This is a genomic window from Pandoraea terrigena (genome assembly GCF_902459705.1).
In the GTDB taxonomy this organism is placed as follows: domain Bacteria; phylum Pseudomonadota; class Gammaproteobacteria; order Burkholderiales; family Burkholderiaceae; genus Pandoraea; species Pandoraea terrigena.
The window spans coordinates 53,738-77,733 of sequence record NZ_CABPRU010000009.1 but is presented as its reverse complement, the minus strand read 5'-3'; the positions used below and the strand labels follow the sequence as shown (position 1 = coordinate 77,733).

General features: G+C 62.4%; 22 protein-coding genes and 1 pseudogene. 13 read left to right on the top strand and 10 right to left on the bottom strand.

The features are described from left to right. Positions 1–151: 151 nt before the first annotated feature. Both PTE31013_RS25320 and PTE31013_RS17465 read left to right on the top strand, forming a co-directional pair. Positions 152–313, top strand: a pseudogene (locus PTE31013_RS25320) (helix-turn-helix domain-containing protein); the annotation flags it as partial. A 24-nt stretch (positions 314–337) separates the two neighbouring features. Then, a complete protein-coding gene (locus tag PTE31013_RS17465) occupies positions 338–754 on the top strand; it encodes a TetR family transcriptional regulator C-terminal domain-containing protein (protein WP_343039558.1) in 417 nt (138 codons plus the stop codon). Positions 755–820: 66 nt separating this feature from the next. Here PTE31013_RS17465 and PTE31013_RS17460 read toward each other — a convergent pair whose 3' ends face one another. Next, on the bottom strand, positions 821–1,540 hold the full coding sequence (locus tag PTE31013_RS17460; RefSeq protein ID WP_150614146.1) for an SDR family oxidoreductase: 720 nt from the start codon (positions 1,538–1,540) through the stop codon (positions 821–823). Positions 1,541–2,149: 609 nt separating this feature from the next. Between PTE31013_RS17460 and PTE31013_RS17455 the strand changes: the two genes are divergently transcribed. The 8 genes from PTE31013_RS17455 to PTE31013_RS17420 all read left to right on the top strand — a co-directional run bounded on the left by PTE31013_RS17455 (position 2,150) and on the right by PTE31013_RS17420 (position 11,297). Further along, entirely contained in the window at positions 2,150–3,070 is a 921-nt protein-coding gene (locus tag PTE31013_RS17455; RefSeq protein WP_150614039.1) for a LysR family transcriptional regulator, read from the top strand. Positions 3,071–3,307: 237 nt separating this feature from the next. Further along, on the top strand, positions 3,308–4,678 hold the full coding sequence (locus PTE31013_RS17450) for an APC family permease (RefSeq protein WP_150614038.1): 1,371 nt from the start codon (positions 3,308–3,310) through the stop codon (positions 4,676–4,678). A gap of 243 nt (positions 4,679–4,921) precedes the next feature. Continuing rightward, positions 4,922–6,814, top strand: coding sequence for a copper resistance system multicopper oxidase (locus tag PTE31013_RS17445; RefSeq protein ID WP_150614037.1), 1,893 nt, complete (start codon positions 4,922–4,924; stop codon positions 6,812–6,814). Between the two features lie 5 nt (positions 6,815–6,819). Then, complete coding sequence (locus tag PTE31013_RS17440; RefSeq protein WP_246174663.1) at positions 6,820–7,716, top strand: copper resistance protein B; 897 nt, start codon at positions 6,820–6,822, stop codon at positions 7,714–7,716. A gap of 73 nt (positions 7,717–7,789) precedes the next feature. Next, entirely contained in the window at positions 7,790–8,176 is a 387-nt protein-coding gene (gene copC / locus PTE31013_RS17435; protein ID WP_150614035.1) for a copper homeostasis periplasmic binding protein CopC, read from the top strand. 5 nt (positions 8,177–8,181) lie between these two features. Then, positions 8,182–9,105, top strand: coding sequence for a copper homeostasis membrane protein CopD (gene copD / locus PTE31013_RS17430; protein ID WP_150614034.1), 924 nt, complete (start codon positions 8,182–8,184; stop codon positions 9,103–9,105). Between the two features lie 123 nt (positions 9,106–9,228). After that, a complete protein-coding gene (locus tag PTE31013_RS17425) occupies positions 9,229–9,900 on the top strand; it encodes a heavy metal response regulator transcription factor (protein ID WP_150614033.1) in 672 nt (223 codons plus the stop codon). Continuing rightward, positions 9,897–11,297 (top strand): heavy metal sensor histidine kinase, encoded by a 1,401-nt coding sequence (locus tag PTE31013_RS17420; protein ID WP_150614032.1) that lies wholly within the window; start codon positions 9,897–9,899, stop codon positions 11,295–11,297. Before PTE31013_RS17425 ends, PTE31013_RS17420 begins: the two co-directional genes overlap by 4 nt. An 18-nt stretch (positions 11,298–11,315) precedes the next feature. Here the strand turns inward: PTE31013_RS17420 and PTE31013_RS17415 are convergent, their stop codons facing one another. Both PTE31013_RS17415 and PTE31013_RS17410 read right to left on the bottom strand, forming a co-directional pair. Beyond that, the gene (locus tag PTE31013_RS17415; protein WP_150614031.1) at positions 11,316–11,816 is read right to left on the bottom strand and encodes a TPM domain-containing protein; all 501 of its coding nucleotides are present in this window, start codon (positions 11,814–11,816) and stop codon (positions 11,316–11,318) included. Next, the gene (locus PTE31013_RS17410) at positions 11,816–12,661 is read right to left on the bottom strand and encodes a TPM domain-containing protein (protein ID WP_150614030.1); all 846 of its coding nucleotides are present in this window, start codon (positions 12,659–12,661) and stop codon (positions 11,816–11,818) included. The genes PTE31013_RS17415 and PTE31013_RS17410 overlap by 1 nt, the downstream gene beginning before the upstream one ends. Before the next feature lie 306 nt (positions 12,662–12,967). On the opposite strand from PTE31013_RS17410, the gene ftsH reads away from it, so the two are divergent. The 3 genes from ftsH to PTE31013_RS17395 all read left to right on the top strand — a co-directional run bounded on the left by ftsH (position 12,968) and on the right by PTE31013_RS17395 (position 17,645). Then, a complete protein-coding gene (ftsH, locus tag PTE31013_RS17405; protein ID WP_150614029.1) occupies positions 12,968–14,914 on the top strand; it encodes an ATP-dependent zinc metalloprotease FtsH in 1,947 nt (648 codons plus the stop codon). Then, positions 14,886–15,692 carry a polyphosphate kinase 2 gene (ppk2, locus tag PTE31013_RS17400; protein WP_150614028.1) on the top strand — a complete coding sequence of 269 codons (807 nt, stop codon included), beginning with the start codon at positions 14,886–14,888 and terminating at the stop codon, positions 15,690–15,692. Before ftsH ends, ppk2 begins: the two co-directional genes overlap by 29 nt. A gap of 342 nt (positions 15,693–16,034) precedes the next feature. Then, positions 16,035–17,645, top strand: coding sequence for a methyl-accepting chemotaxis protein (locus PTE31013_RS17395; protein ID WP_150614027.1), 1,611 nt, complete (start codon positions 16,035–16,037; stop codon positions 17,643–17,645). A 34-nt stretch (positions 17,646–17,679) separates the two neighbouring features. On the opposite strand, the gene PTE31013_RS17390 is transcribed toward PTE31013_RS17395, so the two are convergent. The 7 genes from PTE31013_RS17390 to PTE31013_RS17360 form a co-directional block, all read right to left on the bottom strand. Continuing rightward, positions 17,680–17,886, bottom strand: a complete 207-nt coding sequence (locus PTE31013_RS17390; RefSeq protein WP_150614026.1) for a dodecin family protein — start codon at positions 17,884–17,886, stop codon at positions 17,680–17,682. Between the two features lie 168 nt (positions 17,887–18,054). After that, positions 18,055–18,708 (bottom strand): nitroreductase family protein, encoded by a 654-nt coding sequence (locus PTE31013_RS17385; protein ID WP_150614025.1) that lies wholly within the window; start codon positions 18,706–18,708, stop codon positions 18,055–18,057. A gap of 148 nt (positions 18,709–18,856) precedes the next feature. After that, complete coding sequence (locus tag PTE31013_RS17380; protein ID WP_150614024.1) at positions 18,857–20,662, bottom strand: adenosylcobalamin-dependent ribonucleoside-diphosphate reductase; 1,806 nt, start codon at positions 20,660–20,662, stop codon at positions 18,857–18,859. A gap of 16 nt (positions 20,663–20,678) precedes the next feature. Further along, positions 20,679–21,182: a BCAM0308 family protein gene (locus tag PTE31013_RS17375; RefSeq protein ID WP_174978613.1), complete on the bottom strand. Its 504-nt coding sequence runs from the start codon at positions 21,180–21,182 to the stop codon at positions 20,679–20,681. A gap of 245 nt (positions 21,183–21,427) precedes the next feature. Then, positions 21,428–22,696 carry a putative glycoside hydrolase gene (locus PTE31013_RS17370; RefSeq protein WP_150614023.1) on the bottom strand — a complete coding sequence of 423 codons (1,269 nt, stop codon included), beginning with the start codon at positions 22,694–22,696 and terminating at the stop codon, positions 21,428–21,430. Further along, on the bottom strand, positions 22,689–23,438 hold the full coding sequence (locus PTE31013_RS17365; protein WP_174978620.1) for a polysaccharide deacetylase family protein: 750 nt from the start codon (positions 23,436–23,438) through the stop codon (positions 22,689–22,691). Before PTE31013_RS17365 ends, PTE31013_RS17370 begins: the two co-directional genes overlap by 8 nt. A 56-nt stretch (positions 23,439–23,494) precedes the next feature. Further along, positions 23,495–23,872, bottom strand: coding sequence for a TraR/DksA family transcriptional regulator (locus PTE31013_RS17360; RefSeq protein WP_150614021.1), 378 nt, complete (start codon positions 23,870–23,872; stop codon positions 23,495–23,497). Between the last annotated feature and the right edge of the window lie 124 nt (positions 23,873–23,996).

The following is a 23,996-nucleotide window of genomic DNA, read 5'->3' as shown; positions in this document are numbered from 1 at the left end:
AGTCGGCTTAAGCGATTCGCATGTTTCTGACTTGGAATATAATTGATTTTGCAGATAAATTCAAAGTCTTTTTTAACCGATCCCCCTGGCAGATCGTCATTTCGTATCGATTGATATAAAATATCGTTTTCCACTCAATCGGGAGCTGTGTATGGGCCGCCCACGCGGATTCGATCCGGCGGATGTCCTCAATGCTGCCCGCGATGCTTTTTGGGCGCGCGGCTATGAAGCGACGTCGACGCGTGACCTGGTGAAGGCGACGGGACTCACACAGCCGAGTCTCTACAATGCATTCGGCGACAAACGCACCCTATTCCTTCGTGTGCTGGATCACTATTTGAACCAGACGCTGCGCGAGCGTATTTCGCGGCATGAATCCACAGCGACGCCTGGGACGGCGCTGACGGACTTTTTTACCGACGTTGTTCAACGATCGCTCGACGACAGGGAGCAACGTGGCTGTCTGATGGTGAACTCGGCGCTCGAGGCGGCGCCCGGGGATTTGGAATTACGCGGGGCCATTACCGAAGAACTGACGCACCTTACCGAGTTCTTCCTTCGCAACATTGACGCGGGCCAGCGCTCCGGCGAACTTCGCCCCGACCTCGACGCGAGGCAGGCTGCCCATCATCTGCTGGCCGTTTTGCTCGGCGTTCGCGTGATCGCGCGCATTCATCCTGAACGCGATTGGCTTGTCGGGGCGGTGTCACCGGCCCTGACACAACTCGGACTGCGCCCCCTGAGCATCGATTGAACCGTTCAATTGGCGAAGGCGTTACCGGCGGCGATGCGCGGGTAACGCCGGCCGTACAGAGAATGGCTAGATCATCGCGCGCCCGATCGATGCCCCACCGTCGACAAACAGTGTCTGTCCCGTCATGAAACCGGCGTCTTCACCGAGAAGGAACGCCACAGTGGCGGCCAACTCTTCGGGGCGTCCGAACCGTTTCATCGGAACGAGCGAGAGAAAGCGCTGCTCGGCTTCGCTGCCCGGCAGCGTGTTGGCACGAAACATTTCGGTTTCTGTCGGACCCGGGGCTACGGCGTTCACGGTGATACCCGTCTCGGCCAACTCCAAGGCCCAGGTTCGCGTAAAACTGATCATTGCGGCTTTCGCCGCCGCATAGGTCGATCGTTTTGCAACGCCCAGGACCACGAGACTGGACAGATTGACGATGCGCCCCCACCCCCTCGCCTTCATCCCGGGCAGCAAAGCCTGGACCGTCTGTACGGCGGGCGCAAGGTTCTCTCGCATCGCGTTATCAAGGCCATCGAGGTCAATCGAGCCGAGCGGGGAGAGTTCAATGAACCCGACATTGTTTACCACGCCGTCGAAGGCGAAGCGCTGCGCCAAATCGTTGAGGACATTGGTTGTGGCTTGTCGATCCGTCAAATCGACGGAAACAAGCGTGCCCGGGAAGGTTGCGTCGTTTGCACTGCGTGAGAGACCGACGACATGATGGCCCGCCGCGGCAAGACGCTCGCTAAGTGCGCGGCCAATGCCTTTGCTTGCGCCAGTGATCAGGAAAGTTCGTTTCATTTCAGGGATACCTTGATGGATACGTGGATTGCGGGAGGGTTGCGGCATCGACTCGTCAGTCCCATGTCGCGCCTACCGCGCAGGCTCGTGAACGACCATGCGTCCATCCACGGGCAATGGCGTTGCGCGTTCGAACGCTCGGTTGCAACACACCGGGAGTAATTATATATCGATCGATACAGAATGTGTTGGAGCGTTCCTGACGGCGTTCACAGTGATCCAGCCCACAAGACAAGGCCGAACCGTTTGAAAGTGGAAAAACCTCGCCCGGGAGGGTGTTGTCGATCAGGAGGTGATGGCATAAGTGAGCGCAGAACGCACAGCCCCCACCTCGAAAATCCGACGGGAACGGCGGCACGGACGTCTCGCTGATCGCGCGGATCAACACACTGGGGGCCTTGCGAGCAAGTCACCGGGGCAGAACCGGCGTCGGCTGGCTTTCCGGTGACGACAGCAGCAGGAAAGTCTTATCAAAAGGCCGGTGCCCAGTGCGAGAGTCGCCCTTGAATCAGCTCCTCGCCATGGAGAATGGACCGATGTCCTCGCAAACGCGCCGCCTGGATTCTGTCCTGTGTAATATCGCGGGACCATGAGATTAAAGGTGACTTAATGATCGACCTGGACGATCTACGCCTGTTCCGTGCCCTGGGCGCGTCGCGATCGCTCGCCGCCGCGGCGCGTCTGCTGAACCTGACGCCGCCGGCGGTCACGGTCCGCCTGCAGCGCCTGGAAGAGCGCCTGGGGGTCCGCCTTGCGGTACGCGGCGCAAGAGGCATCTCCCTGACCGACGAGGGCCAGCGATTACAACATGAAGCGTCTGAACTTCTGGAGCGTATCGACGCAATCCCGTCCCAAGTTTCAGGAGAACCGGGCAACCTCACAGGCAATCTTCGGATCGTGGCGCCGTTTGGCTTTGGTCGCGCGCACATGGCACCGTTGGTTCGCGAGCTTCATCGGGAGCACCCGGGCCTTTCGATGTCGCTTGTTCTCGCCGATAGTCCGCTCACCGCAGCTTCCGGCGCGGACGTCGTTATTTCCATCGGCAACGTCAGGGCGTCGTCTTGGGTCGGTCATTACTTGGCGCCCAACGAACGCTATCTCTGCGCGTCCCCCGCTTTCGCGCGCCGCCTGCGGGCAGTCGAGCATCCATCCGAGCTCGTCAGGTACGAATACCTAGGCTTGCGAGAGAACGACGATGACGCCACGCACTTGCGATTCATGCGTAATAACGATCGCGGAACAGCAACAAACAAGGCCACCACGATCCGAGTGACCGGGACATTGTCGTCCAACGACGGCACGGTCATCCGCGATTGGGCCGCCGCCGGACTTGGCATGATGGAGCGGTCCGAGTGGGATGCCGCGCGACTGATTGCCGCCGGCAAACTGGTTCGCATACTGCCGGAATGGCGCCTGGAGCCCGCCCCCATCATGGCGCTGGTGCCAACGCGCCATGGACTTTCGAGCCGTCAGCGGGTGTTTCTCGAAACGGCGAAGCGTGCCTTCGACCCGCCGCCATGGCGTCGATAACGTTGCGATAGATCCAATTCAGGGGGTGATCCAGTCGACCCTGCGCCCAAGTGAACCGCGGTCGGCCGTCGGGAAGGCAAGGACCGGTCGATTGTCGGTGCCAAGTCGATGGCGACGCGGCGGCACGGGAGAAAACAACGGTAAACGCAAGAATGGCATCCCCCCTCTTGCCTGGACATCCCGCATGGAGTAAAACGTCGATCCATCCGTGTCAACCTAGACTAGAACCGCACGCCTATGGACCAACCCGCCAAGCTCAACGCCGATTCGCTGGGCATCGTCGAATCCGTGATCATGGGCATCGCCGGCACTGCGCCGGCCTACAGTGTCGAGATCACGACGTCGACCATCATCGGGACGTCCGGCACGCTCTCGCCGGCGAGCATCCTGGTGTGCGGGCTGATCATGTTTGGCATCGCGTACGCGTTCATCAACATGAACCGCGCCCTGGCCAGTGCCGGCACCTCCTACTCGTGGGTGAGCATGGTCTTCGGGCGTACGCTCGGCTTCTTTGCCGGCTGGGCGCTTCTGGTGCTGTGTTGCGTGTTCATGGTGTCCGCCATGATTCCCGCCGCCAATGCCACGCTGCTCATCTTTGATCGCCCCATGATGAATAACGTGCACTACGTGACGCTGATCGCGGCCGCGTGGCTCACGATTGTCAGTGCGATCGTCGTCAAGGGCGTCAAGCTCACCAGTTACGTCCAGGTGATGATGACCATCATCGAGGGCGTCATCCTGCTGGTGATCATCGTCGCGAGTTTTTTCGTGTTCCCGCACGTGCAACAGCACGCGTTCTCGTGGAACTGGTTCTCGCCCTTCGCGTTCACGCCCACACAGTTCGCCAGTGGCGCATTGGTGGCGATCTTCTTCTTTTACGGCTGGGACGTGACCATGAACCTCAGCGAGGAGACGCGTGACGCGAACCGCATCCCCGGCCGGGCCGCGTTCTGGTCGATGGTGTTCCTGATGGTGTTCTTCCTCGTCTTCATCGTCATCGCCCTGCTGGGGCTGTCGGACGCCGAGATTCAGCACTACAACACCAATATCATCTTCGCCATTGCCGAGAAGCTGTTCGGGCCGACCTGGGGCTACGTCGCGATCATCGCGGTGTTGCTGAGCACGGTGGGAACGGTCGAGACGCAGATGCTGCAGTTCACGCGCACACTCTTCGCCAAGAGCCGCGACGGTGCTCTCCACCATCGCTACGCGCGACTGCATCCGCGTTGGCAAACGCCGCACGTCGCCATCTTCTTCATCTGGATCATCGGGCTGGCCCTGCTGTTCCTGTCGTCTTATCTGCCAACCATCAACGTGATCCTGCAGGATTCGATTACCGCCATCGGCTTCCAGATCTGCTTCTACCTCGGACTGACTGGACTCGCCTGCGGCTGGTACTACCGCAAGGTGCTGACGCAGGGGCCGTGGGCCGCCGTGACCCACGTCGTCTGGCCGGTGGCCAGCGGGCTTTTCCTCTTCTTCATCGCGATCTATAGCATCCCGACCTTCGACTGGGCCACCAATATCGTCGGGATGGGTGGCATTGTCATCGGTGTCATTCCGCTGCTGCTGAACCGCAAGACGATCTGGGCCGCCCGTCGAGGCTGAGGCTGGGTACCTGGCAGGCACCGCACGGGTCACCCGCTGACCCGTGCGGGCAATGACGCTCGCGCATCATCTTCCCGCGGGTGTCTCGATCATGACAAATTCGTCATCTTGCCGTCATGTTATCGATGGCAGCACCCGGATAATCTCGCACCCTACCGCAAGGTACCGACCGGGCAAGTCCCTCGGTACCGAGGGACGGGCGTCGATCCATACGGCGTTGTCGAGACAATCGGATACGGATACATGCAAACCCATTTCGGCAGACGGACCTTCGTGAAAGGATTGGGCGCGGCCGGCCTTGCCGGCGGGCTCGGGCTTTGGCGCCCGCCCGTCTGGGCGATTTCGAGTCCGGGGCAGCCCAATGTGCTCGCGGGCACCGAGTTCGATCTCGATATCGGCCAGACCCCCATCAACATTACGGGGCAATCGCGCACCGCCACGCTGATCAACGGCACCCTGCCCGGCCCGATCCTGCGCTGGCGCGAAGGCGATGAAGTCACCCTGCGCGTCGCGAACAAGCTTCGGGAGCAAACCTCCATTCACTGGCACGGCATCCTTCTGCCGAGCAATATGGATGGGGTTCCGGGACTGAGCTTCAACGGCATCGATGCGGGCGAAACGTTCACGTATCGCTTCAAGGTGAAGCAGCACGGCACCTATTGGTACCACAGCCATTCGGCTATGCAGGAGCAGACCGGCGTGTACGGCCCGTTGGTCATCGACGCGAAGGACCCGGCGCCGTTCGCTTACGACCGGGATTACGTGGTCATGCTCTCCGATTGGACGGATGAGGACCCGCGGCGCGTCAAGGCGAAGCTCAAGAAGCAATCCAATTACTACAACTTTCACCAGCGCACGATCGCCGACTTCTTTCGGGACGTCAAAACCCAAGGGTGGAGCGCGACGATTGCCGACCGAAAGATGTGGGCCGAGATGCGCATGAGTCCGACGGATCTGGCGGACGTCAGCGCCTATACCTACACGTACTTGATGAACGGCCTGGCGCCCAACGGCAACTGGACGGGCATCTTTCGCCCGGGCGAGCGCATCCGCCTGCGCTTTGTCAATGCGTCGGCAATGACCTATTTCGATGTGCGAATCCCCGGCCTGAAGATGACCGTCGTGGCTGCCGATGGTCAATACGTCAATCCGGTCACCGTCGATGAATTCCGGATGGCGGTCGCCGAAACCTACGACGTGATCGTCGAGCCCGAAAAAGCTTCGGCTTATACGATCTTCGCCCAGTCGATGGATCGCACCGGCTTTGCCCGCGGCACCCTGGCGGTGCGCGAAGGCATGGCGGCCGAGGTGCCCGCCCCGGATCCACGCCCGCTGCTCACCATGGACGACATGGGCATGGGCGGCATGGACATGTCGAGCGCGAACGATGGGGCGCTACAAACCATGGATGGCACGTCTGCCACGGACCACAACGCCATGCCGGGCATGGATATGTCCAGCATGAACGGTGAAATCCTACCGACAATGGACGGCATGTCGGGCACGGATCAAGGTGCGATGCAGGGCATGGAAAGCCCGTCGGGAACGGACCACGGCGCAGCAGCGGACATGTCGAGCATGGATCATGGATCCATGTCCGCGATGGGCGCAATGCAATCGCATCCGGCAACGGAAAACGGAAATCCATTGGTCGATGCGCAAGCCATGAGCCCCACGCCGCGGCTCTCGGATCCGGGGATCGGGCTGCGCAACAATGGACGCCGCGTGTTGACCTATGCCGATCTCAGGAGTGCATTTCCCGATCCCGACGGGCGTGAACCGACGCGAACGATCGAACTGCACCTGACCGGTCACATGGAAAAGTTCGCCTGGTCGTTCGATGGCGTGAAGTTTGCGGACGCGCAGCCGATTCGCCTCAAGTACGGCGAGCGGGTCAGGTTGGTGCTGGTCAACGACACCATGATGACGCACCCGATACATCTCCATGGCATGTGGAGCGATCTGGAGGGCGAGGACGGAAAGTTCATGGTGCGCAAGCACACGATCGATATCGCCCCCGGCTCGAAGCGAAGCTACCGCGTCACCGCCGACGCCCTCGGACGTTGGGCCTACCACTGCCACCTGCTTTTCCATATGGAAACGGGGATGTTTCGCGAAGTACGCGTGCAAGAGTGATGCGAATGGATAAACCGACGTCATCGACAATCCAGCGACGCCTCAAGCGAACCGCCCTCGCCTTCAGCGTGTCGGTCGCCTTCGGACATGCTGCCCCCGCGCTCGCGCAGACGGCGGCCGCCCATGCGCATGATCAGGCTGCGGCGGATGCCGTGGAGATTCAACCCATGCAACCTGCCGCACCCAACATGGTGGCGTCGCCGGTTCCGCCGCTCACGGACGCGGATCGCAACGCCGTATTCCACGGCGGGCATATGCACGACATGGGCGACGCCGAGATCAACTACCTGGTGCTGTTCGACAAACTTGAGTGGCAACACACCGGCGGCGGCAACGCCTTGAACTGGGAAGGGACAGCCTGGGTGGGCGGCGATATCGACCGGTTATGGATCCGCTCGGAAGGCAAGCGGACAGGACAAGGATTGGAAGCGGCGGAAGTCCAGGCGCTTTGGGGCCATGCGATCAGTCCATGGTGGGACGTGGTCGGTGGCGTTCGCCACGACTTCAAGCCGGGCCGGTCCCAGACATGGGCAGCGTTCGGCCTGCAAGGGCTTGCGCTGTACAACTTCGAAGCGGAGGCAACCGCCTATGTCGGCCAGGCCGGGCAGACCGCCGCCAGGCTGGAAGCCAAGTACGAGTTGCTCATTACCAACCGTCTGGTGCTGCAACCGACGGCGGAAATCAATATCTACGGCAAGAACGATGCGAGCCGAGGTATCGGTGCGGGCCTGTCGTCCACCTCGCTCGGCTTGCGCTTGCGGTATGAACTCGATCGCCAATTCGCCCCTTATATCGGCGTCAACTGGGACCGAAGCTACGGAAATACGGCGCGTTTCGCAGAGCAGGAGGGCCAGCGACGCAGTGAAGTGTCCTTTGTCGCGGGCGTTCGCGCCTGGTTCTGACGTCGACGTTCGAACGTCCGGCGCACAACGGTTAATCCCCTTTTTGCCTCACCCATTACCCACGGAGTTACCGATGAATCTTCGACCCGTCGCCTCACGCCTCGCGGTGATCGTCGCCACCGCGGCCCTTGCCTCGGCCGCCTATGCGCATCCCAAACTGTTGTCCTCGACGCCGCAGGAAAATGCCGACGGCGCTGCCCCCGAAAAGATCGAGCTGCACTTTTCCGAGAACCTGATGACCCAATTTTCCGGCGCGGCGCTCGTCATGACGGGGATGCCGGGCATGTCCAGCCATGCGCCGATGCGGGTCGCCGCGAAGGTGTCGGGCAGCGACGATCCCAAGGTCATGGTCATCGCGCCGTCGCAACCCCTGCCTGCCGGCACCTATCGCGTCGACTGGCGCGCCATTTCTTCCGACACGCATCCGGTGACCGGCAAGCTCATGTTTACGGTGAAGTGATCGGCATGGACGGTTGGGTAAACATCGCCGTCCGGTTCGCGCTCTACCTGGATCTCATGCTGCTTTTTGGATTGCCGCTCTTCGCCCTTTACGCGTTGCGACGCCATGAACGACATTCCGCGTATGTCGTGAGACCTCTGCGCGCGCTGCTCGTGGCGCTGGTTGCAATCGGCGTGGCGTTGTCTGCCGGCAGCATCATCGTGATGGGCAAAGCCATGACCGGGGCGTCCGATTACGCCTCGATCGAGGCGCACGCGTTTTCGATGCTGATCTCAGGTACGGCCTTCGGCGCGGCGTGGCTGGCTCGCCTTGCCGCCCTGGCGGCAAGTCTTGCGGCCGCCATCACCCTCGCACGCCGCCCTACGGCGTCGCTGGCGGTGGCCACCATCTCAGGCGGTATCGCGCTGATTACGCTGGCTTGGGGCGGACACGGGGTGATGGACGAAGGGGACAAAGGCGTCCTCCACCTCACGTCCGACGTTTTCCACCTCATTGCCGCCGCCGGATGGGTGGGCGCATTGACGGCCTTCGGGCTGCTACTGCGCGTCGATCATTCCACGCCGCAAGCGCGCATTGCCCTGTTGAGCCGGACGCTGAACAGTTTTGCGGTCGTGGGCGCCATGATCGTCGTGACGCTTGTCGCCACCGGCCTGATCAACTACGGCATGATCGTCGGTCCCACGTTGAGCGGTCTGTTCACCACGTCCTATGGGCAGTTGCTCGTCGTCAAGCTCGCGCTCTTTGGTCTGATGCTCGGCCTCGCGGCAGCGAATCGCTACCAGCTGGCGCCCTTGCTCGAGATCCGGGTACAAAGCGGGGATTACCATGCGGCGATATCCGCGCTGCGCCGGAGTCTCTTTATCGAAGCCAACGCTGCCACGGCGATCCTCGCTGTGGTCGCGGCGCTCGGCACGTTGAGTCCTGAATGAACGGAGGGACGCCGCGGCGTGCGCCGCGGACGTCCAGGCCGGGCATGGGATAATGCCTCGCTGCGCGCATGACGCCCACCCACGACCTTGGCGGCATCGGCCGCCGGCCCGCCCATTTCTGATATGCGCATACTCATAGTCGAAGACGAGCCCAAAATGGCCGCCTACCTCAGGAAGGGTCTGACGGAGGCAAGCTATACGGTCGAGACGGCGAACAACGGCAAAGACGCGCTGTTTCTCGCGCTACACGAAGATTTCGATCTGATCGTGCTTGACGTGATGCTCCCGGAACTGGATGGCTTCGAAGTCCTCAAGCGCTTGCGGATGCAAAAGCAGACGCCCGTGCTTCTGCTGACCGCGCGAGACACCGTGGACGACAAGGTGACTGGCCTGGAGTTGGGCGCGGACGACTATCTGTCAAAACCGTTCGCCTATGCGGAATTGCTGGCCCGGATTCGATCGCTCCTGCGACGTGCGCCGCGTGCCGTGCGAGACACGCTGCTCATTGCGGATCTTGAAATCGACCTGATCAAGCGCCGTGTGCGCAGGGGGCAGATCCGGGTGGACCTCACGGCACAGGAATTCTCTCTGCTCCAGTTGCTGGCGGAGCGCCAGGGCGAGGTGCTGACGCGAACGTTCATTACCTCGCAGATATGGGACATGAACTTCGACAGTGACACGAACGTCGTTGATGTCGCCGTCAAGCGGCTGCGCGCCAAGATCGACAATGCATTCGAGAACAAGCTGCTGCACACGGTCCGTGGCATGGGCTACGTGCTCGAGGATCGCTCGTGAGCCTCGACGCCACGCCCTACTCCCTGCTGCGCCGTCTCACGGTGGCGTTTTCGACGGTCGCCATTCTCGTATTCGCCCTGGTGGGCACGTTCCTCTATGATTCGTTGGCCACGGAGCTACAACGGCGCGACGACATCGAAATTACCGGCAAGCTGAACCAGTTCCTCCAGCTCATTCGCGATCAGGGCTCGATGGCGGCGGTACGCGCCAATCCCACGCTCTTTCACGAGGTGCTGCTGTCCCACCCAGGGGTTTATCTCGGCATCTTTGACGAGAACAACACCCCGCTGGTGGAACACTCGGACTCGGATGCGGTGGACCTGTTACCCGTGGTGACATCGCACCACGCGTTGGGAGTGCCCTATACGTGCGAGCCCGAGGGAATCGGCCTGTCGCGATGTATCTCCGGGCAGGAGGTGTTGCCGGCGGGCGGCACGGTTCGCGTCTCGCTCGTGCGCACAGCGTCCGATCGCCGATCGCTGCTCGATAGGTACCGCGTTGACGTACTTCTCGCGATGGCCGCAGGGGCGGTGCTGGTCGGCACATTGGGGTATGCCATTGCCAGACGAGGGTTCCGGCCGGTCAGGAGCATTGGTCGCCAGACCTCTCGCATCGAAGCGCACAATCTCGGTGAGCGACTCGACATTCGCGGCGGACCGCTTGAACTCCAGGACATTGCACTGTCTGTCAATCGAATGCTGGACCGGCTCGAACGCGCGTTTGTGAGGCTTTCGCAATTCTCGTCCGATCTCGCGCACGACATGCGCACGCCGCTTGCCAACGTCATCAGCTCGTCGCAAATCACGTTGTCGCGCACGCGCACGATCGAAGAGTACGAGGCGCTTATCGACTCCAACATCGAAGAATGCGAGCGGCTCCAGCGCATGACCGAGAATATGCTGTTTCTCGCTCGCACCGACAATGCCACACAGCACTTGGTGCTTGGCACACTCGACGCGCAAAGTGAACTGCGCAGGCTCGCGTCCTACTTTCAGGGACTGGGGGAGGAGGCCGGCGTGGACATCGTCGTCGAGGCAGACGCCCGCATCTGGGCGGACGCGGGCATGTTTCGGCGTGCCGTGAGCAACCTCGTGTCGAACGCGCTGGCGCATGCGGTTGCTGGCACCGACATTGTGCTTTGTGCACATGAATCCTCGTGCCAGGCCATCGTCAGCGTGACGAATCATGGGGAGTGCATCGCCCCCGAACATATCGAGAAGATTTTCGAGCGTTTTTATCGCGTCGATCCGTCTCGCCACGGATCCGCGAAAAACACGGGACTCGGCCTGGCGATCGTCAAATCCATCGTGGCGCTTCACCATGGCAGGGTCGAGGTCGTGAGCGCGGAGGGCAAAACCACCTTCACCTTGCTGTTTCCGCGTCAACCGGGCGCGTAACGGCACTCCCTCGTCCCGTTACAGGATCACGGGCTTGTCGCTCAGCTCATTCTTGCCGATGCTTCGTGCCGGGAAGTGTTGCTGCAGATGCCGGGCAATGGACTCGACGCCGGCGATGACACCGGCTTCGTATTCGCGCCTCCGAAAAGCCGCTTCCATCTGTCGGCACACGGCGTCCCATTCCTGCTCGCCAACTTTTCTGTGGATGCCGCGATCGGCCACGATCTCGACACTGCGGTCCGCCAGCAGCAGGTAAATCAGAACGCCATTGTTGTGCTCGGTATCCCATACGCGCTGTTGGGCGAACACTTCGATGGCACGTTCGCGGGCGGTGAGTCCGTTGAGCAGTCCGGCCCAGTTCAGCGCGCCCTCGACGACAAAGCAGAGCTGGCCGATAGCGTTGCCTTCGCCCGCCGCGATGGCCCGCTCGATTGCCTGCAGCGCCTTGCGCGGGAAGGTTTGCCGCACCTTCCAGTGCGGCATCAGCAGGTGGCGCCAGATGCGTCGGACGTTTGTCATCACCATTTCCCCGAGGCGCCGCCGCCACCGAATCCCCCGCCGCCGCCCCCAAATCCGCCCCGCCCCGATCCGCCGAAGCCGCCCATGCCGCCGATCCGCCTGGCACCGAGCTGGGAGCCGCCGAACATCGTAAAGCCGAGTGCGATCGCGCCGGCGAGCATGCCAAGGACGACGGTTCCGGACAGTATCCAGCCGATGACGCCGACGATGCCCCCCGTCGCGACCGCGCCGGGGCCGCGGCCGAGAACCGATCGAAGCACACCGCCAAGGACGAGCGTCAGCACCAGAAGGACCGGCAGGAAGGGGCGCACCGAACCATTTCCCTCACCGCTGGCGCGTTTCGGCGGCGGTAACGGCTCGCCGTTGACAACGCTCATGATGCGTTCGACGCCGGCGGTGACGCCGCCATAGAAGTCCGCTTGCTGGAAGCGTGGAACGATGTCCTCGTTGATGATCCGGTTGCTGATTGCGTCGGTGAGAACGCCCTCAAGACCGTAGCCGACCTCAATGCGCACACGCCGGTCGTCCTTGGCGACAATGAGCAGCACACCGTCATCCGTGCCCTTGCGCCCGAGCTTCCATTGTTCGACGACGCGGATGGAGTACTGCGCAATGTCTTCGGATTGCGTGGTCGGTACGATCAGAATCCCGATCTGACTGCCCTTCCCGGCCTCGAAGGCCTGCAGTTTTTGCTCCAGGGTCGCCACCTGTTCGCGGGTCAATGTGCCGGTCAGGTCGGTAACGCGGGCCGTCAATGGGGGAATGGCAACGTCGGCGTTCGCCCCAAGGCACACGCAAAGCAGCAGCGCCGGAAACAGACCTTTGACGGCCAGAAGCCATTTCACTTTGACCTCCCGGTGGCGCCGGCGGGATACGAGCCGAACTCGACCTGCCGCCGCCTGGTGTTTGCCGACTCACTTGGCGACATGGCTCGGAACCCGGCGTCGACCCTATCCACTATCGCCGCTTCCCGCCAGCAGACATTGACGCGTGTCAACCGTGGGCGTCACTCCGGACGAGATGGCGAGCGCAGCCGGTGAATCCCCCGCGCGACACGCGCCGCAGCGGTCCCCATCGGGGCTTGACCTCCGTCAATCGGTGCGTTTGACGTTATGCCTATGATGGATTTGACTGCAAGACGGAAACCCCACATGGAATCACGCCAACAGTTTTCCCTTTGGTACCTGCTCGCGGCCGTCACGGCGATGCTCATCCTCCAGAGCTTCATCACGCCTTCAGACGTCGAGACGCTGCCTTACAGCGACTTCAAGGTGCTATTGAAAGCTGGCAAGGTCAAGGACGTCACGCTCGGCGAAGGCGCCATCAAGGGGACGCTCAATACCGATGGCATCGAGAACCTGCTCCCCAAATCCGAAGCCGACGCGATGCAGCGCCAGGGAAAGGGAGAGCACGCTTTCTCGACAGTTCGCGTCAATGACCCCGCATTGGTCCAGGAACTCGAAGCGGCAAAGGTGCGCTTCATCGGTCAGGCCGACAACAAGTGGATTGGCGCACTACTGTCGTGGGTTGTCCCCGCGCTACTGTTCTTTGCGGTCTGGACCTTTCTCATCAAGCGCGTAGGTGGTGCTGCCGGCGGCATGTTGGAGATCGGAAAGAGCAAGGCGAAGGTCTACATGCAGCAGGAGACCGGCGTGACCTTTGCCGACGTCGCCGGTATCGACGAAGCCAAGGAAGAACTCGCCGAAATCGTCAACTTCCTGAAAGATCCCGAGCGCTACCGGCGCCTGGGCGGCAAGATTCCCAAGGGGGTATTGCTGCTCGGCGCACCCGGCACCGGCAAGACGCTCCTGGCCAAGGCGGTCGCGGGCGAGGCGGGCGTGCCGTTTTTCAGCATCAGCGGCTCGGAGTTCGTCGAGATGTTCGTGGGTGTCGGGGCGGCGCGGGTTCGCGACCTCTTCAACCAGGCCGAAACCAAGGCGCCCTGCATCATCTTCATCGACGAACTCGATGCGCTGGGCAAGACCCGTGCCCTGGGCGCCATTTCCGGCAACGACGAACGCGAACAGACACTGAACCAGTTGTTGGTCGAGATGGATGGCTTTGATACCAACAAGGGCGTCATCATCATGGCGGCAACCAATCGACCAGAAATTCTGGATCCGGCGCTGTTGCGCCCCGGACGGTTTGACCGCCACGTCGCGTTGGACAGGCCGGACCTGAAGGGGCGCGAGCAAATACTCAAGGTCCATGTGAAGCATGTCGTCCTGGCGCCCACGGTTGAGCTGAACACGCTGGCGGCGCGTACCCCCGGCTTCGCAGGCGCCGAACTCGCCAACCTCGTCAATGAGGCAGCGCTGCTGGCCGCACGCAAGGGCAAGGATGCCGTGGAAATGGTCGACTTCGACGAGGCGCTGGATCGTATCGTCGGGGGCCTGGAAAAGAAGAATCGCGTGATGAATCCTCAAGAGAAGGAGACGATCGCCTACCACGAGGCCGGTCATGCCATCGTGGCGGAACTGCGCCCGCATGCCGACCGCGTGTCGAAGGTGTCCATCATTCCGCGTGGCGTATCGGCGCTCGGCTATACCCAGCAGACCCCCACCGAGGATCGCTATCTGCTCAAGCAAAGCGAGCTGCTCGACCGGCTCGACGTCCTGCTCGGCGGACGCGTGGCCGAGCAGATTGTCTTCGGCGATGTGTCTACCGGCGCGCAGAACGACCTCCAGCGCGCGACAGATATTGCGCGTCAGATGATTACGCAGTTCGGTATGAGCGAGCGGCTTGGGCTGGCCACCTACGAGGACATGCCAAACCCACTCTTCAATGGTATCGGCATGATGCCACGTGAGCGCAAGGTGTGCAGCGAGGAAACGGCGCGCCTGATCGACGCGGAGGTCCGGAAGATTCTGGCAGAGGCCAGCGAGCGGGTGCGACAAACCCTCCAGGCCTGGCGCCCCAAGCTCGATGCCTTGGCGAAGCGCCTCCTGGCGCAAGAAGTGGTCGGAAGAAGCGAGCTTGAGCTCCTGCTCTCCGAGAAGGTGACCCAACTGTCGTCCACAAGGCCGTCGGTGCCCGTGGCCCCAGTGCAGCGCGAATCAGGGCAACGGCATGAAGACGAAGACACACGATCATCCTGATGAGCCGGAGATCAGTTCGCTCGCGGTCGACGAGTACGAGCGGGAACTGCGTTTGCTGCAGATCGAACTCGTCAAGCTGCAGCGACACTTTCTTTGTCACTGCAACGAAAGGATCCTGGTGATCTTCGAAGGCCGAGACGCCTCCGGCAAGGATGGCACCATCAAACGGATCGTCGAGCATCTCAGTCCTCGGGAGACGCGCGTGGTCGCGCTCGGAAAACCCTCCGATCGTGATCGTGGCTCATGGTACTTCCAGCGGTACGTGGCCGAACTCCCCGCCCCTGGCGAATTTACGTTGTTCAATCGCAGTTGGTACAACCGTGCGGGTGTCGAACGCGTCATGGGCTTCTGTACCGATGCGGAGTATGAAGAGTTCATGTCGAGCGTCACGGCCTTCGAAGGCATGCTGGTGCGCTCGGGGATACGCCTCATCAAGTATTACCTCGACATTACCAAGGACGAACAGCAGCGGCGCATTGCGTCGCGGCATCGAGACCCCCTCAAGCAGTGGAAAGTCAGTCCCATCGATGAACAAGCCGTGGCGCTGTGGAAAAAGTACAGCCGGGCGAGAAACGCAATGTTTGCCCGTACCAGCGACGAGGTCCCGTGGAATATTGTCAGGGCCAACGACAAACGGGTCGCGCGCCTGAGTGTCATCAAGGATTTGCTGATGCGGCAACAGTACGCCGGCAAGGACAGGAAGCTGATTCGTCCAAATCTGGACATTGTGTTTCCTTATGCCGAGGCGCATCTGCTGTCCGGCGCGATAGCGAAGTGAGACGGCAGCCCCGTCCTTAAGCGACGTATGCAAGGATGGATGCGGTCAGAACCGATGCCATCCGCGTCGGGCGGCGAGCGCTGGGGACGACTTGGCCAGCGTTTTCGTAGCACTGGCGCAAATTAACTCAGTCTATGAGCGAAAACACCGGCAGACGTTTGGGCCGCGGACAGATAAAGTGTCGGCCAACTGACTTGCAGAGCGTCTGCGGGCCGTGGAATACCGTCGCTTGCGGCGGACATTCGATGTGCCATGATGGGCTCGCCATTCGTGGCGTGCGATCGCGATGCCACTGCGCCAAAGTCAACCTCTTGCCCCCCATTGCCAGTCCTGGAGGTAGTCGTGCACCGTTTCTCCCTGAACACCAAACTGTTGTTGGCGCTGGGCCTGATGTGGATCAGCCTGCTGGTCATTTGCGCCTGGGGCTCGATAAACACGCGTCAGACCATGATCGAGGAGCGCGAACTCGGCCTCAAGAATGTCGTGGATTCGGCGACCAGCGTGATTAAAAGATATGCAGATGCCGCCGATAAAGGCACGCTGACCAAAGCCGATGCGCAACGCGACGCCATCGCCGAAGTGCGGGTCATGCGTTTTGGGGAAAGCGGCTATCTCTCCATTTCCGACACGCACGAGAATGTCGTGATGCATCCCATCAAGCCGGAACTGAATGGAAAGAATCTCTCCGGCTTCAAGGACGCTACGGGTCAATACGTGTTCCGGGAAATCTCGAACGTCGGCCGAGCCGGAGGTGGATACTTTACTTACCAATGGCCAAAGCCCGGTCACGATAAGCCAGTGGGCAAGATCAGCCGGGTCGGATACTTCGCGCCGTGGGACTGGTGTATTACGGGCGGTGTCTACACAGACGACATCAACAGTGCGTTTTACCGCTCCCTGGTCGAATGGGCCGGGCTGCTGGTGGTGCTCGGCGGCATTGTGTCGGCCGCGATGCTGCTGATCATTCGCAACATCAAGAAGAGCCTGGGTGGAGAGCCCAACTACGCCGTCGAGATTGCCGGCCGTATTGCCCAGGGCGATCTTGCCATGACCATCGACACACAACCCGGCGATACCACCAGCCTGCTCGCCGCCATGCGCGCCATGCAGGAAAGCCTCTCGTCCACCGTCAGCCGCATTCGCGGCGGCACCGAATCGATTGCGTCGGCCGCGCGCGAGATCGCCGCGGGCAACACCGACCTGTCGGCACGCACCGAAGAGCAGGCGGCGTCGTTGGAGGAAACGGCATCGTCCATGGAGCAGCTCACCGCGACTGTCAAGCAAAATGCCGACAATGCACGGCAGGCCAGTACGCTGGCGGTGAACGCCTCGGAGATCGCTGAGCGCGGAGGTCACGTCGTCGGACAGGTGGTCGGTACCATGCACGGGATCTCCGACAGTTCCGGCAAGGTCGTCGACATCATTAGCGTGATCGACGGCATTGCGTTCCAGACGAACATCCTCGCCCTGAACGCCGCGGTGGAAGCCGCGCGTGCCGGCGAACAAGGCCGCGGCTTCGCCGTGGTGGCTGGCGAAGTCCGGACGCTGGCGCAGCGCAGCGCGGCGGCCGCCAAGGAAATCAAGGCGCTGATCGAGAGTTCGGCTCAACAAGTGCGTGAAGGCTCGATGCTGGTCGAGCAGGCGGGCCAAACGATGACGGACATCGTCCAGGCGGTAAAGCGGGTCACGGACATCATGGGCGAGATCTCTGCGGCCTCCAGCGAGCAAAGCCATGGCATCGAGCAGGTCAATCGCGCCGTCACGCAGATGGACGACGTCACGCAACAGAATGCCGCCCTGGTCGAACAGGCGGCGGCTGCCGCCTCGTCAATGGAAGAGCAGGCAACGCGCCTGCAAGAGGCCGTGACCGCGTTCCATATTGCGGCCGAGCCCGCGCCGGTGCGAGTTGCCGAGCGCCCCTATCTGGTGGGGAGCACCAGGCTGGTCGCGTGAGGTGTGATGTTGTCCAGGCTGCGTCGACATGCCGCTATTCAAGCTTGAAACTCAGCTTTGCGGTGATTCGATAGTTGACGATCTTGCCGTCGAGCACCTCGGCCGACAAGTCCTTGATGTAGATCGATTTGACATCGCGAAGGGACTTTTGGGCCGCGGCGACGGCTTTCGCGGCGGCATCCTCCCAACTCTTGGGGGATTCGGCAAGCACTTCGATAACTTTGACGATGTTTTTTGACATGACGGCTCCCGCGAAGGCGCATAGCAGCTCATGGGATGTCTCCCGGCCAAGGTAAGCGGCTGCCATGAGCCAAGCATGGTCGCTGGTGCATCGGCCGTGTTGACCGATGTCAAACGAACCCGCCTGCCGTTCCCCCGACGTCCAACGCCAAGGGCACGGGCGCTGGCTTCATGCCGTCGCCAACGGATGCCCCACCGTCTGGGCCAGCACCGGAATTTCGTCTTCGTTGAGCGACATGGCGTTGGCCAGCATCCGATGATTCAACCAGCCGCGCACGACGCACGCCAGTCCGGCCGACGCACAGTACAGCGACACATTCTGCGCAATGGCGCCCACGGCGATCCCGGCGAACGAGTCTCGCTGGGATTGCGGAAACGCGTCGGCGCGGGCGTGGTTGACCACGTACACCAGATCGAGCGGTGCTTGACCGACAAAGTCCTGGTATCCAGTCAGATTGCGCGCATCGACGGCATGCTTGAGGTGCAGTTTGTGCGATGCCGGTTCGTACCGATACACCCCCTCAGGCAGGGCGACGTACACGTCGATCTCATTCACGCCGCGCGCCGACGGCGCGGTACGCCCGCCCGTATCGGCGCGATTGACACCATCCGCCGCCCATAGCAGATCGCCAAGTTGCTGGGGGGACAGCGGCGTTGGCGCAAAGTCGCGCACGCTCTTGCGGCGTGCCAGTGAAATCATCAGGGTGGCGCCACCCTCGAGATTCGGTGGCGGTAGCGCAATGACCGGCAGTGACTCGCTAGCGACCGGAACCGCGGAGGCATTGCGCACGACGGCGTACGCAGGAAGCTTGGTCTCATTCATCGCAGGAATCCTCGAAAAACCGATGGCGGGCGACGTTGCCCGACTGCTTGGAGCATAGGCAGCCGGTCTCATTCGGCCTTGATACGGGTCAACCACGGGCGAAGCCGCCGGGGGCCAGGCGGCCTATCGACCACGCCTCACCTTTGGCTCAACAGAAGCATGCCGGCCGCCCTGCCGACGTCGGCAAGACAGACAGCACCGCGTCGGCGGCGCGCCCGGGCCGAAATATCGTCACGCCTTTAAGGTTGAGCTGCCACGCGCGATAGAGCAGCTCGCCGACCTGCTCCCTCGATATCCCGCTCGGCACCAGCACGGTCTTCGAGATGCCGGCGTCAATGAACGGTTGCATTGCCGCCACCATGCGCAAGTGGTCGTCGCCGCTCACCTGACTGGCCGTGACGAAGTAGTCCGGCAACGCTGCCCGCTCGCCACACAACGCACGGAAGCGCCGGTAGGCGTGATTCTCGATGCAGTAGGCGTTGGGTGCCTGGTGCCGCAAGCGCAACTGACGCTGGTACGCCCAATCGAAGGCGGGTTCGATACCACTTGAGCAGTTGCCGCCAAACGCCAGGCTGACGCTGCCCGTCGGGGCGACTGACAGCAGATGACTATTGCGCAGTCCATGGCGGGCGATGTCGTCGCGCACGGTGTCTGGTAAATCCAACGCAAAGCGTCTCGGCGACAGGCTGCGCTCGCCACGAAATAGCGGATACGCGCCGCGCTCATGCGCCAATGCCGCCGACGCCGCATAAGCGTTGTCGCGCAGGCATCGCCCGATGGCGCTGGCCAGATCCCTGCCCTGCGGCGCGTCGTACCGCAGGCACATCATCGTCAGCGCATCGGCCAGCCCCGTGACGCCCACGCCGATCCTCCGCTTGCTTCGGGCTTCGTGCCCGTGCTCGGGTAATGGCCATTGCGTGACGTCGATGGCGTTATCGAGCATCCTGACCTGGACATGGACGAGCCGCGCCAGCCCCGCAAAGTCGAACACCGGCATCCCCCCCGCACCGAACGGGTGCCGGACGCGCCTTGACAGATCGATGGGCCCAAGCACACAACTCCCCCAGGCAGGAAGCGGTTGTTCGCCGCACGGATTCGTCGCGGCGATCGATTCGATGTCGGCAAGGTCGTTGGATTCACGAATCGTGTCGATGAACAGCAATCCGGGCTCGGCACTCTCGTGGGCCGCGTCAACGATTCGCGCCCACAACCGCCGGGCAGGTACTGTCGCATAGCACCAGTTGCCGTTGCCGAGCAAATATGCCCCCGTCGCCAGTCGTTGCTGATTCGGTGCCGCGCGATGCTGGAGCCGCCATTCGGCATCGCGGGCAACGGCTGTCATGAATTCGGTGCTCACCGCCACCGACACGTTGAATGTCGTCCAGCGCCGACGTCCGCGCTTGGCATTGACGAACTCGTCCAGATCCGGGTGATCGCACCGCAACACGGCCATCTGCGCACCGCCACGCGTCTCGGCCACGGCCAGCGACTTGCAGGCCAGGTCGAACCGCTCAATGACGTCGCAGACGTCGCCCGTTCCGCTGTCAGATGCCGACACCAACGCGTCGGCCGGTGCCACCGGCGAGAAGTCGTAACCGACGCCGCCGCCCATGCGCAGAGTGGTCGTAGCCTGAGCGAGGGCACGCGCGATGTCGGCCTGACCGGCCACCGACACGTCCGGACCGACGATCGGGTGCACGAAGCAGTTCACCATGGTGGCGATTTTGCTCGTGCCCGCGTTCGCCATGATCCGACCCGCGCCGATCGCCCCGCGCAGCATGTTGCCGTAGAACTGACGTGCCGCATGCCGACGTCGATCCGGTGGCTCAGCCTCGGCCAGCGCACGCGCTACCCGCCGGAAGACCTGGTCGCGCCCGGTCTCCCCCGGTGCAAGGTAGCGATCCGCGAGTACCGCATCGCAGACCGTCGACACCGAATCGCGAATATCCGGCATGGGGATGGCTCCTGCGTCAGGATCGATGCCAGCGCACGTGCAATTCCGCTTCGGCGTGCCCATAGTCGAGATCCAGCTTCCCACCATAGGCGTGGCGAATGGCATTGCCGATATCGCGCGCTATGTGCATCCCGGTGGTGGTGATCGCCGTGCCGTCGTCGCCCGATGTGATCGTCATGACGCGCTCCATCGGATGTTCGCGATGCAGCCGTTGGACGCGGTGATTCACCAGGCCGAGAATTTCCTGCCGATGCGCTGACTCGAAGGCGCCGTCCAGTAACAGGCGGGCTGCGGGTACGCCGTCGGCGCTGCGATGGCAGGCCGAGCAGGTGACGGCGATCGCGTCGGGAGGCACGGCGCGCCATTGCCAATGCCCGCGCATGTAGACGGCGTGACACACCGGGCAAGCCGCGAGTGCGGGCGCGGCTGACGGCTGCTTGTAACTATCCGGCACATGCTCGTCCGGTAAGCGATCCCACCTCGTGGGCCGGACCATGGCAGACCGAGCTCTGACTTTCATGGTGTGACTCCTTGAAATGCTGGCACAGGCTTGTGTCGAATGCGCGAGCGTCGCCGACGCCACGCGAGGATGCCAGGCGCCCGACATCAGCGCGACGCGCTGTGTGTGCCCGCCAGATATAGATACAGTAAACGGTGGCGCGCGCCGCGACTTGGCCTGGATCAAAATGGCGCGACATCTCTGGCGAGGCATCTTGCGGGGCGGCCGAGATCCCCTCCGGCCGGCCGTCCGCGCGTTTGGCGCATTCAGCGTGGCAAGGCCATCGGCTCGTATCGATTGCGTGGATTCCACAACATCCATCCGTCGGTCCCGGCGGCGTCGGCGGCATCGGTTTGCGCACGAATCTCGGCAGCACCGAAATTGCGATGATCGAACGCGTAGTCACGAAACGCCTGCAACCACGGCCGGAAGCGCACCCCGGGCAATCCGGTACGGCGGATGGCCTGCGCCAGCGAGCGCGACACGATCTCGCCTGGGTGATCTGTCGGCCGTTCGAATCCCGGGAGGCCCCAGGTGAATCCCGACGGGTAGAGCATGGGAGAAATGTAATCGACCTGTTCGCCGAGGGTCTCGAGCTGCTGTCCAATTGCCGTGTCGTTGAGGTTCCAACACACGTAGCCGAAGATATCGACCGACAGATAGACGTTGTAGCGCAGCAGGCGCTCGCGCGCGGCGCTCAGGAATCCCGTGATGGCGCCGACCCGGTGTTCTGCCGTGTTGGTCTCGTGAAACTGCAGCCCGGGGGCGTCCGGAAATCTCAGGTAGTCGAATTGGATCTCGTCGAACCCCATGCGTGCCGCCTCCTCGGCGACGTCGAGATTGTGGGTCCATGCCGCGGAAATCGTCGGATCAATCCATCTGAGCTGTTCCCGGTCACGCCACACGTTGCCCTCGGCATCGCGCACCGCCCACGCCGGATGGGCCTGTGCCAGCGGATCGTCCTTGAACACCACGATGCGGGCGATGAGATACAGTCCGCGATCATGCAACGATTTCACCAGCGCCGGCAGATCCTTTACCCGTGGCGCCTTCGCGGGCACGTGCGCTTGCGCACCGACGGCTTCCCGAGCAGGACTGGGATACGGTGTCATGCCGCGATCGCCTTTGACATCGATCACCAGCGCATTGATCGCAGTGCGTTCGGGCAACGCCAGCGCCGCGCCAAGCAATTCGCGGCTCGCGATACCGTACACGGAAAGGTAGATGGCTTTTGGGCGGATGGGCGTCATGGAGATGATCTCGTGGGCTTCCCCGCGGATCGACGCTTTCACTCTCGCGTAGCCGGGGGCACGCACTGATACGGCCATCGTCGCCCCCGGCGCCGTAGCGGGGAGCACGAACGCCCCGTCGCGGCCGCTTATCCAGGCGCGGTCCCCGCTCACGAGCGTCGCGCCCGCAATCGGCGCGCGGGTCGTCGCATCGACTGCCGTCACCGCGAGGCTGTCTGCCGTGGCCGACGCCATGGGGTGCAGGCACAGCAGCGCGACGCTCCAGAGGATCCACCGGTTAATCATGATGGGCTTGTGCATTGCGTAACATGCCGCGCAGGCACGACGTGTCGCAGTGCTGCGTCATGAGGTAGCGCGGCAATGCCATGGCATTCGAGCGCGGCGTGACGGGCTGGGCATCCAGAGAGAGCCCATTCGTATAGCCCTCGTCGCGGGCCATGGCCTCTAATTCAGTATCGTAAATTCCAAACGGCCACGCCAGCAGGCGAACGGGCCGGTGCAGCTCGCCCTCGATCCGCTCGCGGGAACGGCGAAACTGATCGTGCACGAAGCGCCGATAGGCGTCTGGCGACAAGCGTGCGCGCTCCGTCTTGAAGTTGGGATGCCAGACGGTATGAGACTCGATGTCGAACGTTCCGGATTGCGCGAGCACGCGCAACTGGTCCCACGTCATGGCATATGACGCGTTGGAGATCGCCGAGGGGTAGATGAATAGTGTGACGGGCACCGCGCGCGCCTTCAGCATCGGCCAGAGCACCTCATAGACGGACCGATGGCCATCGTCCACGCTCAGGACGAGCGCGCGCGGCGGGAGCTTGTCCGGCCCTCCGGCGTGCCAGGCGATGACGTCGGACAGCGGTACCACCCGATAGCCGTTGTCTTCGAAGTAACGCAGTTGCGACCGGAAGGTGTCCGGGCGCACGGTCATCGAATCCGTCACGCGCTCCGCAAAGCGGTGGTAGACGAGAATCAGGACGTCATGTTGCGCGGGGCCAGCATTCGCGATATCAGCATGCGTCAGTCCCATCAGTCCGGTGACCAGGAGGGCAAGCACGTATCGGCGCGCCCCCCTGCGAACGCCTTTCACTTCGCGCGATCGATCGCGTACAGTTGCTCGTGGCGACGCTGGCAGACGGCACATCGCTTCGCCGTCGGATAGGCCTTCAGCCGGGCATACGGAATACTCTGGCGACAATCGACGCAGATGCCGTACTCGCCGCGGCGTATGCGATCGCGTGCCGCTTCGATATCCGCGAGTTGTGCTCGGTAGTGCGCCATCATGGCGTCTTGCACGCGTTCGGCGGCCTCCTCGTTCGCCAGGTCGGCGTCGTCGTGAGGCTCGGTTGTCGCGACTTCGCCGAGCGGCGATTCGGCGGCGGCCGCCAGGGCCTGAATGTGCTTTTCCTCCGTGTCCATCAGCGTCTCCAACGCGCCAAGTCCGGGATTTGTCAGGCGTTCCATCCTCGATCTCCCATCAACTTTTGCTCCCATCAAGGTCACCCATGCGCTGCCACGGTCGGCGGCAACCAGGTTCACTATAGGCATCTGCGCGTGGCGTGCCATGACGTGGCGCAAACCGGCGTGA

What these genes read in the sequence shown, in the direction of transcription:
- PTE31013_RS17460 (WP_150614146.1), bottom strand. Translation starts at nt 1,540, where the DNA reads ATGAAACGAACTTTCCTGATCACTGGCGCAAGCAAAGGCATTGGCCGC.
- PTE31013_RS17385 (WP_150614025.1), bottom strand. Translation starts at nt 18,708, where the DNA reads ATGAATGAGACCAAGCTTCCTGCGTACGCCGTCGTGCGCAATGCCTCC.
- copD (WP_150614034.1), top strand. Translation starts at nt 8,182, where the DNA reads ATGGACGGTTGGGTAAACATCGCCGTCCGGTTCGCGCTCTACCTGGAT.
- PTE31013_RS17425 (WP_150614033.1), top strand. Translation starts at nt 9,229, where the DNA reads ATGCGCATACTCATAGTCGAAGACGAGCCCAAAATGGCCGCCTACCTC.
- ftsH (WP_150614029.1), top strand. Translation starts at nt 12,968, where the DNA reads ATGGAATCACGCCAACAGTTTTCCCTTTGGTACCTGCTCGCGGCCGTC.
- PTE31013_RS17455 (WP_150614039.1), top strand. Translation starts at nt 2,150, where the DNA reads ATGATCGACCTGGACGATCTACGCCTGTTCCGTGCCCTGGGCGCGTCG.
- ppk2 (WP_150614028.1), top strand. Translation starts at nt 14,886, where the DNA reads ATGAAGACGAAGACACACGATCATCCTGATGAGCCGGAGATCAGTTCG.
- PTE31013_RS17445 (WP_150614037.1), top strand. Translation starts at nt 4,922, where the DNA reads ATGCAAACCCATTTCGGCAGACGGACCTTCGTGAAAGGATTGGGCGCG.
- PTE31013_RS17375 (WP_174978613.1), bottom strand. Translation starts at nt 21,182, where the DNA reads ATGAAAGTCAGAGCTCGGTCTGCCATGGTCCGGCCCACGAGGTGGGAT.
- PTE31013_RS17365 (WP_174978620.1), bottom strand. Translation starts at nt 23,438, where the DNA reads ATGGGACTGACGCATGCTGATATCGCGAATGCTGGCCCCGCGCAACAT.
- PTE31013_RS17440 (WP_246174663.1), top strand. Translation starts at nt 6,820, where the DNA reads ATGGATAAACCGACGTCATCGACAATCCAGCGACGCCTCAAGCGAACC.
- PTE31013_RS17390 (WP_150614026.1), bottom strand. Translation starts at nt 17,886, where the DNA reads ATGTCAAAAAACATCGTCAAAGTTATCGAAGTGCTTGCCGAATCCCCC.
- PTE31013_RS17380 (WP_150614024.1), bottom strand. Translation starts at nt 20,662, where the DNA reads ATGCCGGATATTCGCGATTCGGTGTCGACGGTCTGCGATGCGGTACTC.
- PTE31013_RS17370 (WP_150614023.1), bottom strand. Translation starts at nt 22,696, where the DNA reads ATGATTAACCGGTGGATCCTCTGGAGCGTCGCGCTGCTGTGCCTGCAC.
- copC (WP_150614035.1), top strand. Translation starts at nt 7,790, where the DNA reads ATGAATCTTCGACCCGTCGCCTCACGCCTCGCGGTGATCGTCGCCACC.
- PTE31013_RS17450 (WP_150614038.1), top strand. Translation starts at nt 3,308, where the DNA reads ATGGACCAACCCGCCAAGCTCAACGCCGATTCGCTGGGCATCGTCGAA.
- PTE31013_RS17360 (WP_150614021.1), bottom strand. Translation starts at nt 23,872, where the DNA reads ATGGAACGCCTGACAAATCCCGGACTTGGCGCGTTGGAGACGCTGATG.
- PTE31013_RS17415 (WP_150614031.1), bottom strand. Translation starts at nt 11,816, where the DNA reads ATGACAAACGTCCGACGCATCTGGCGCCACCTGCTGATGCCGCACTGG.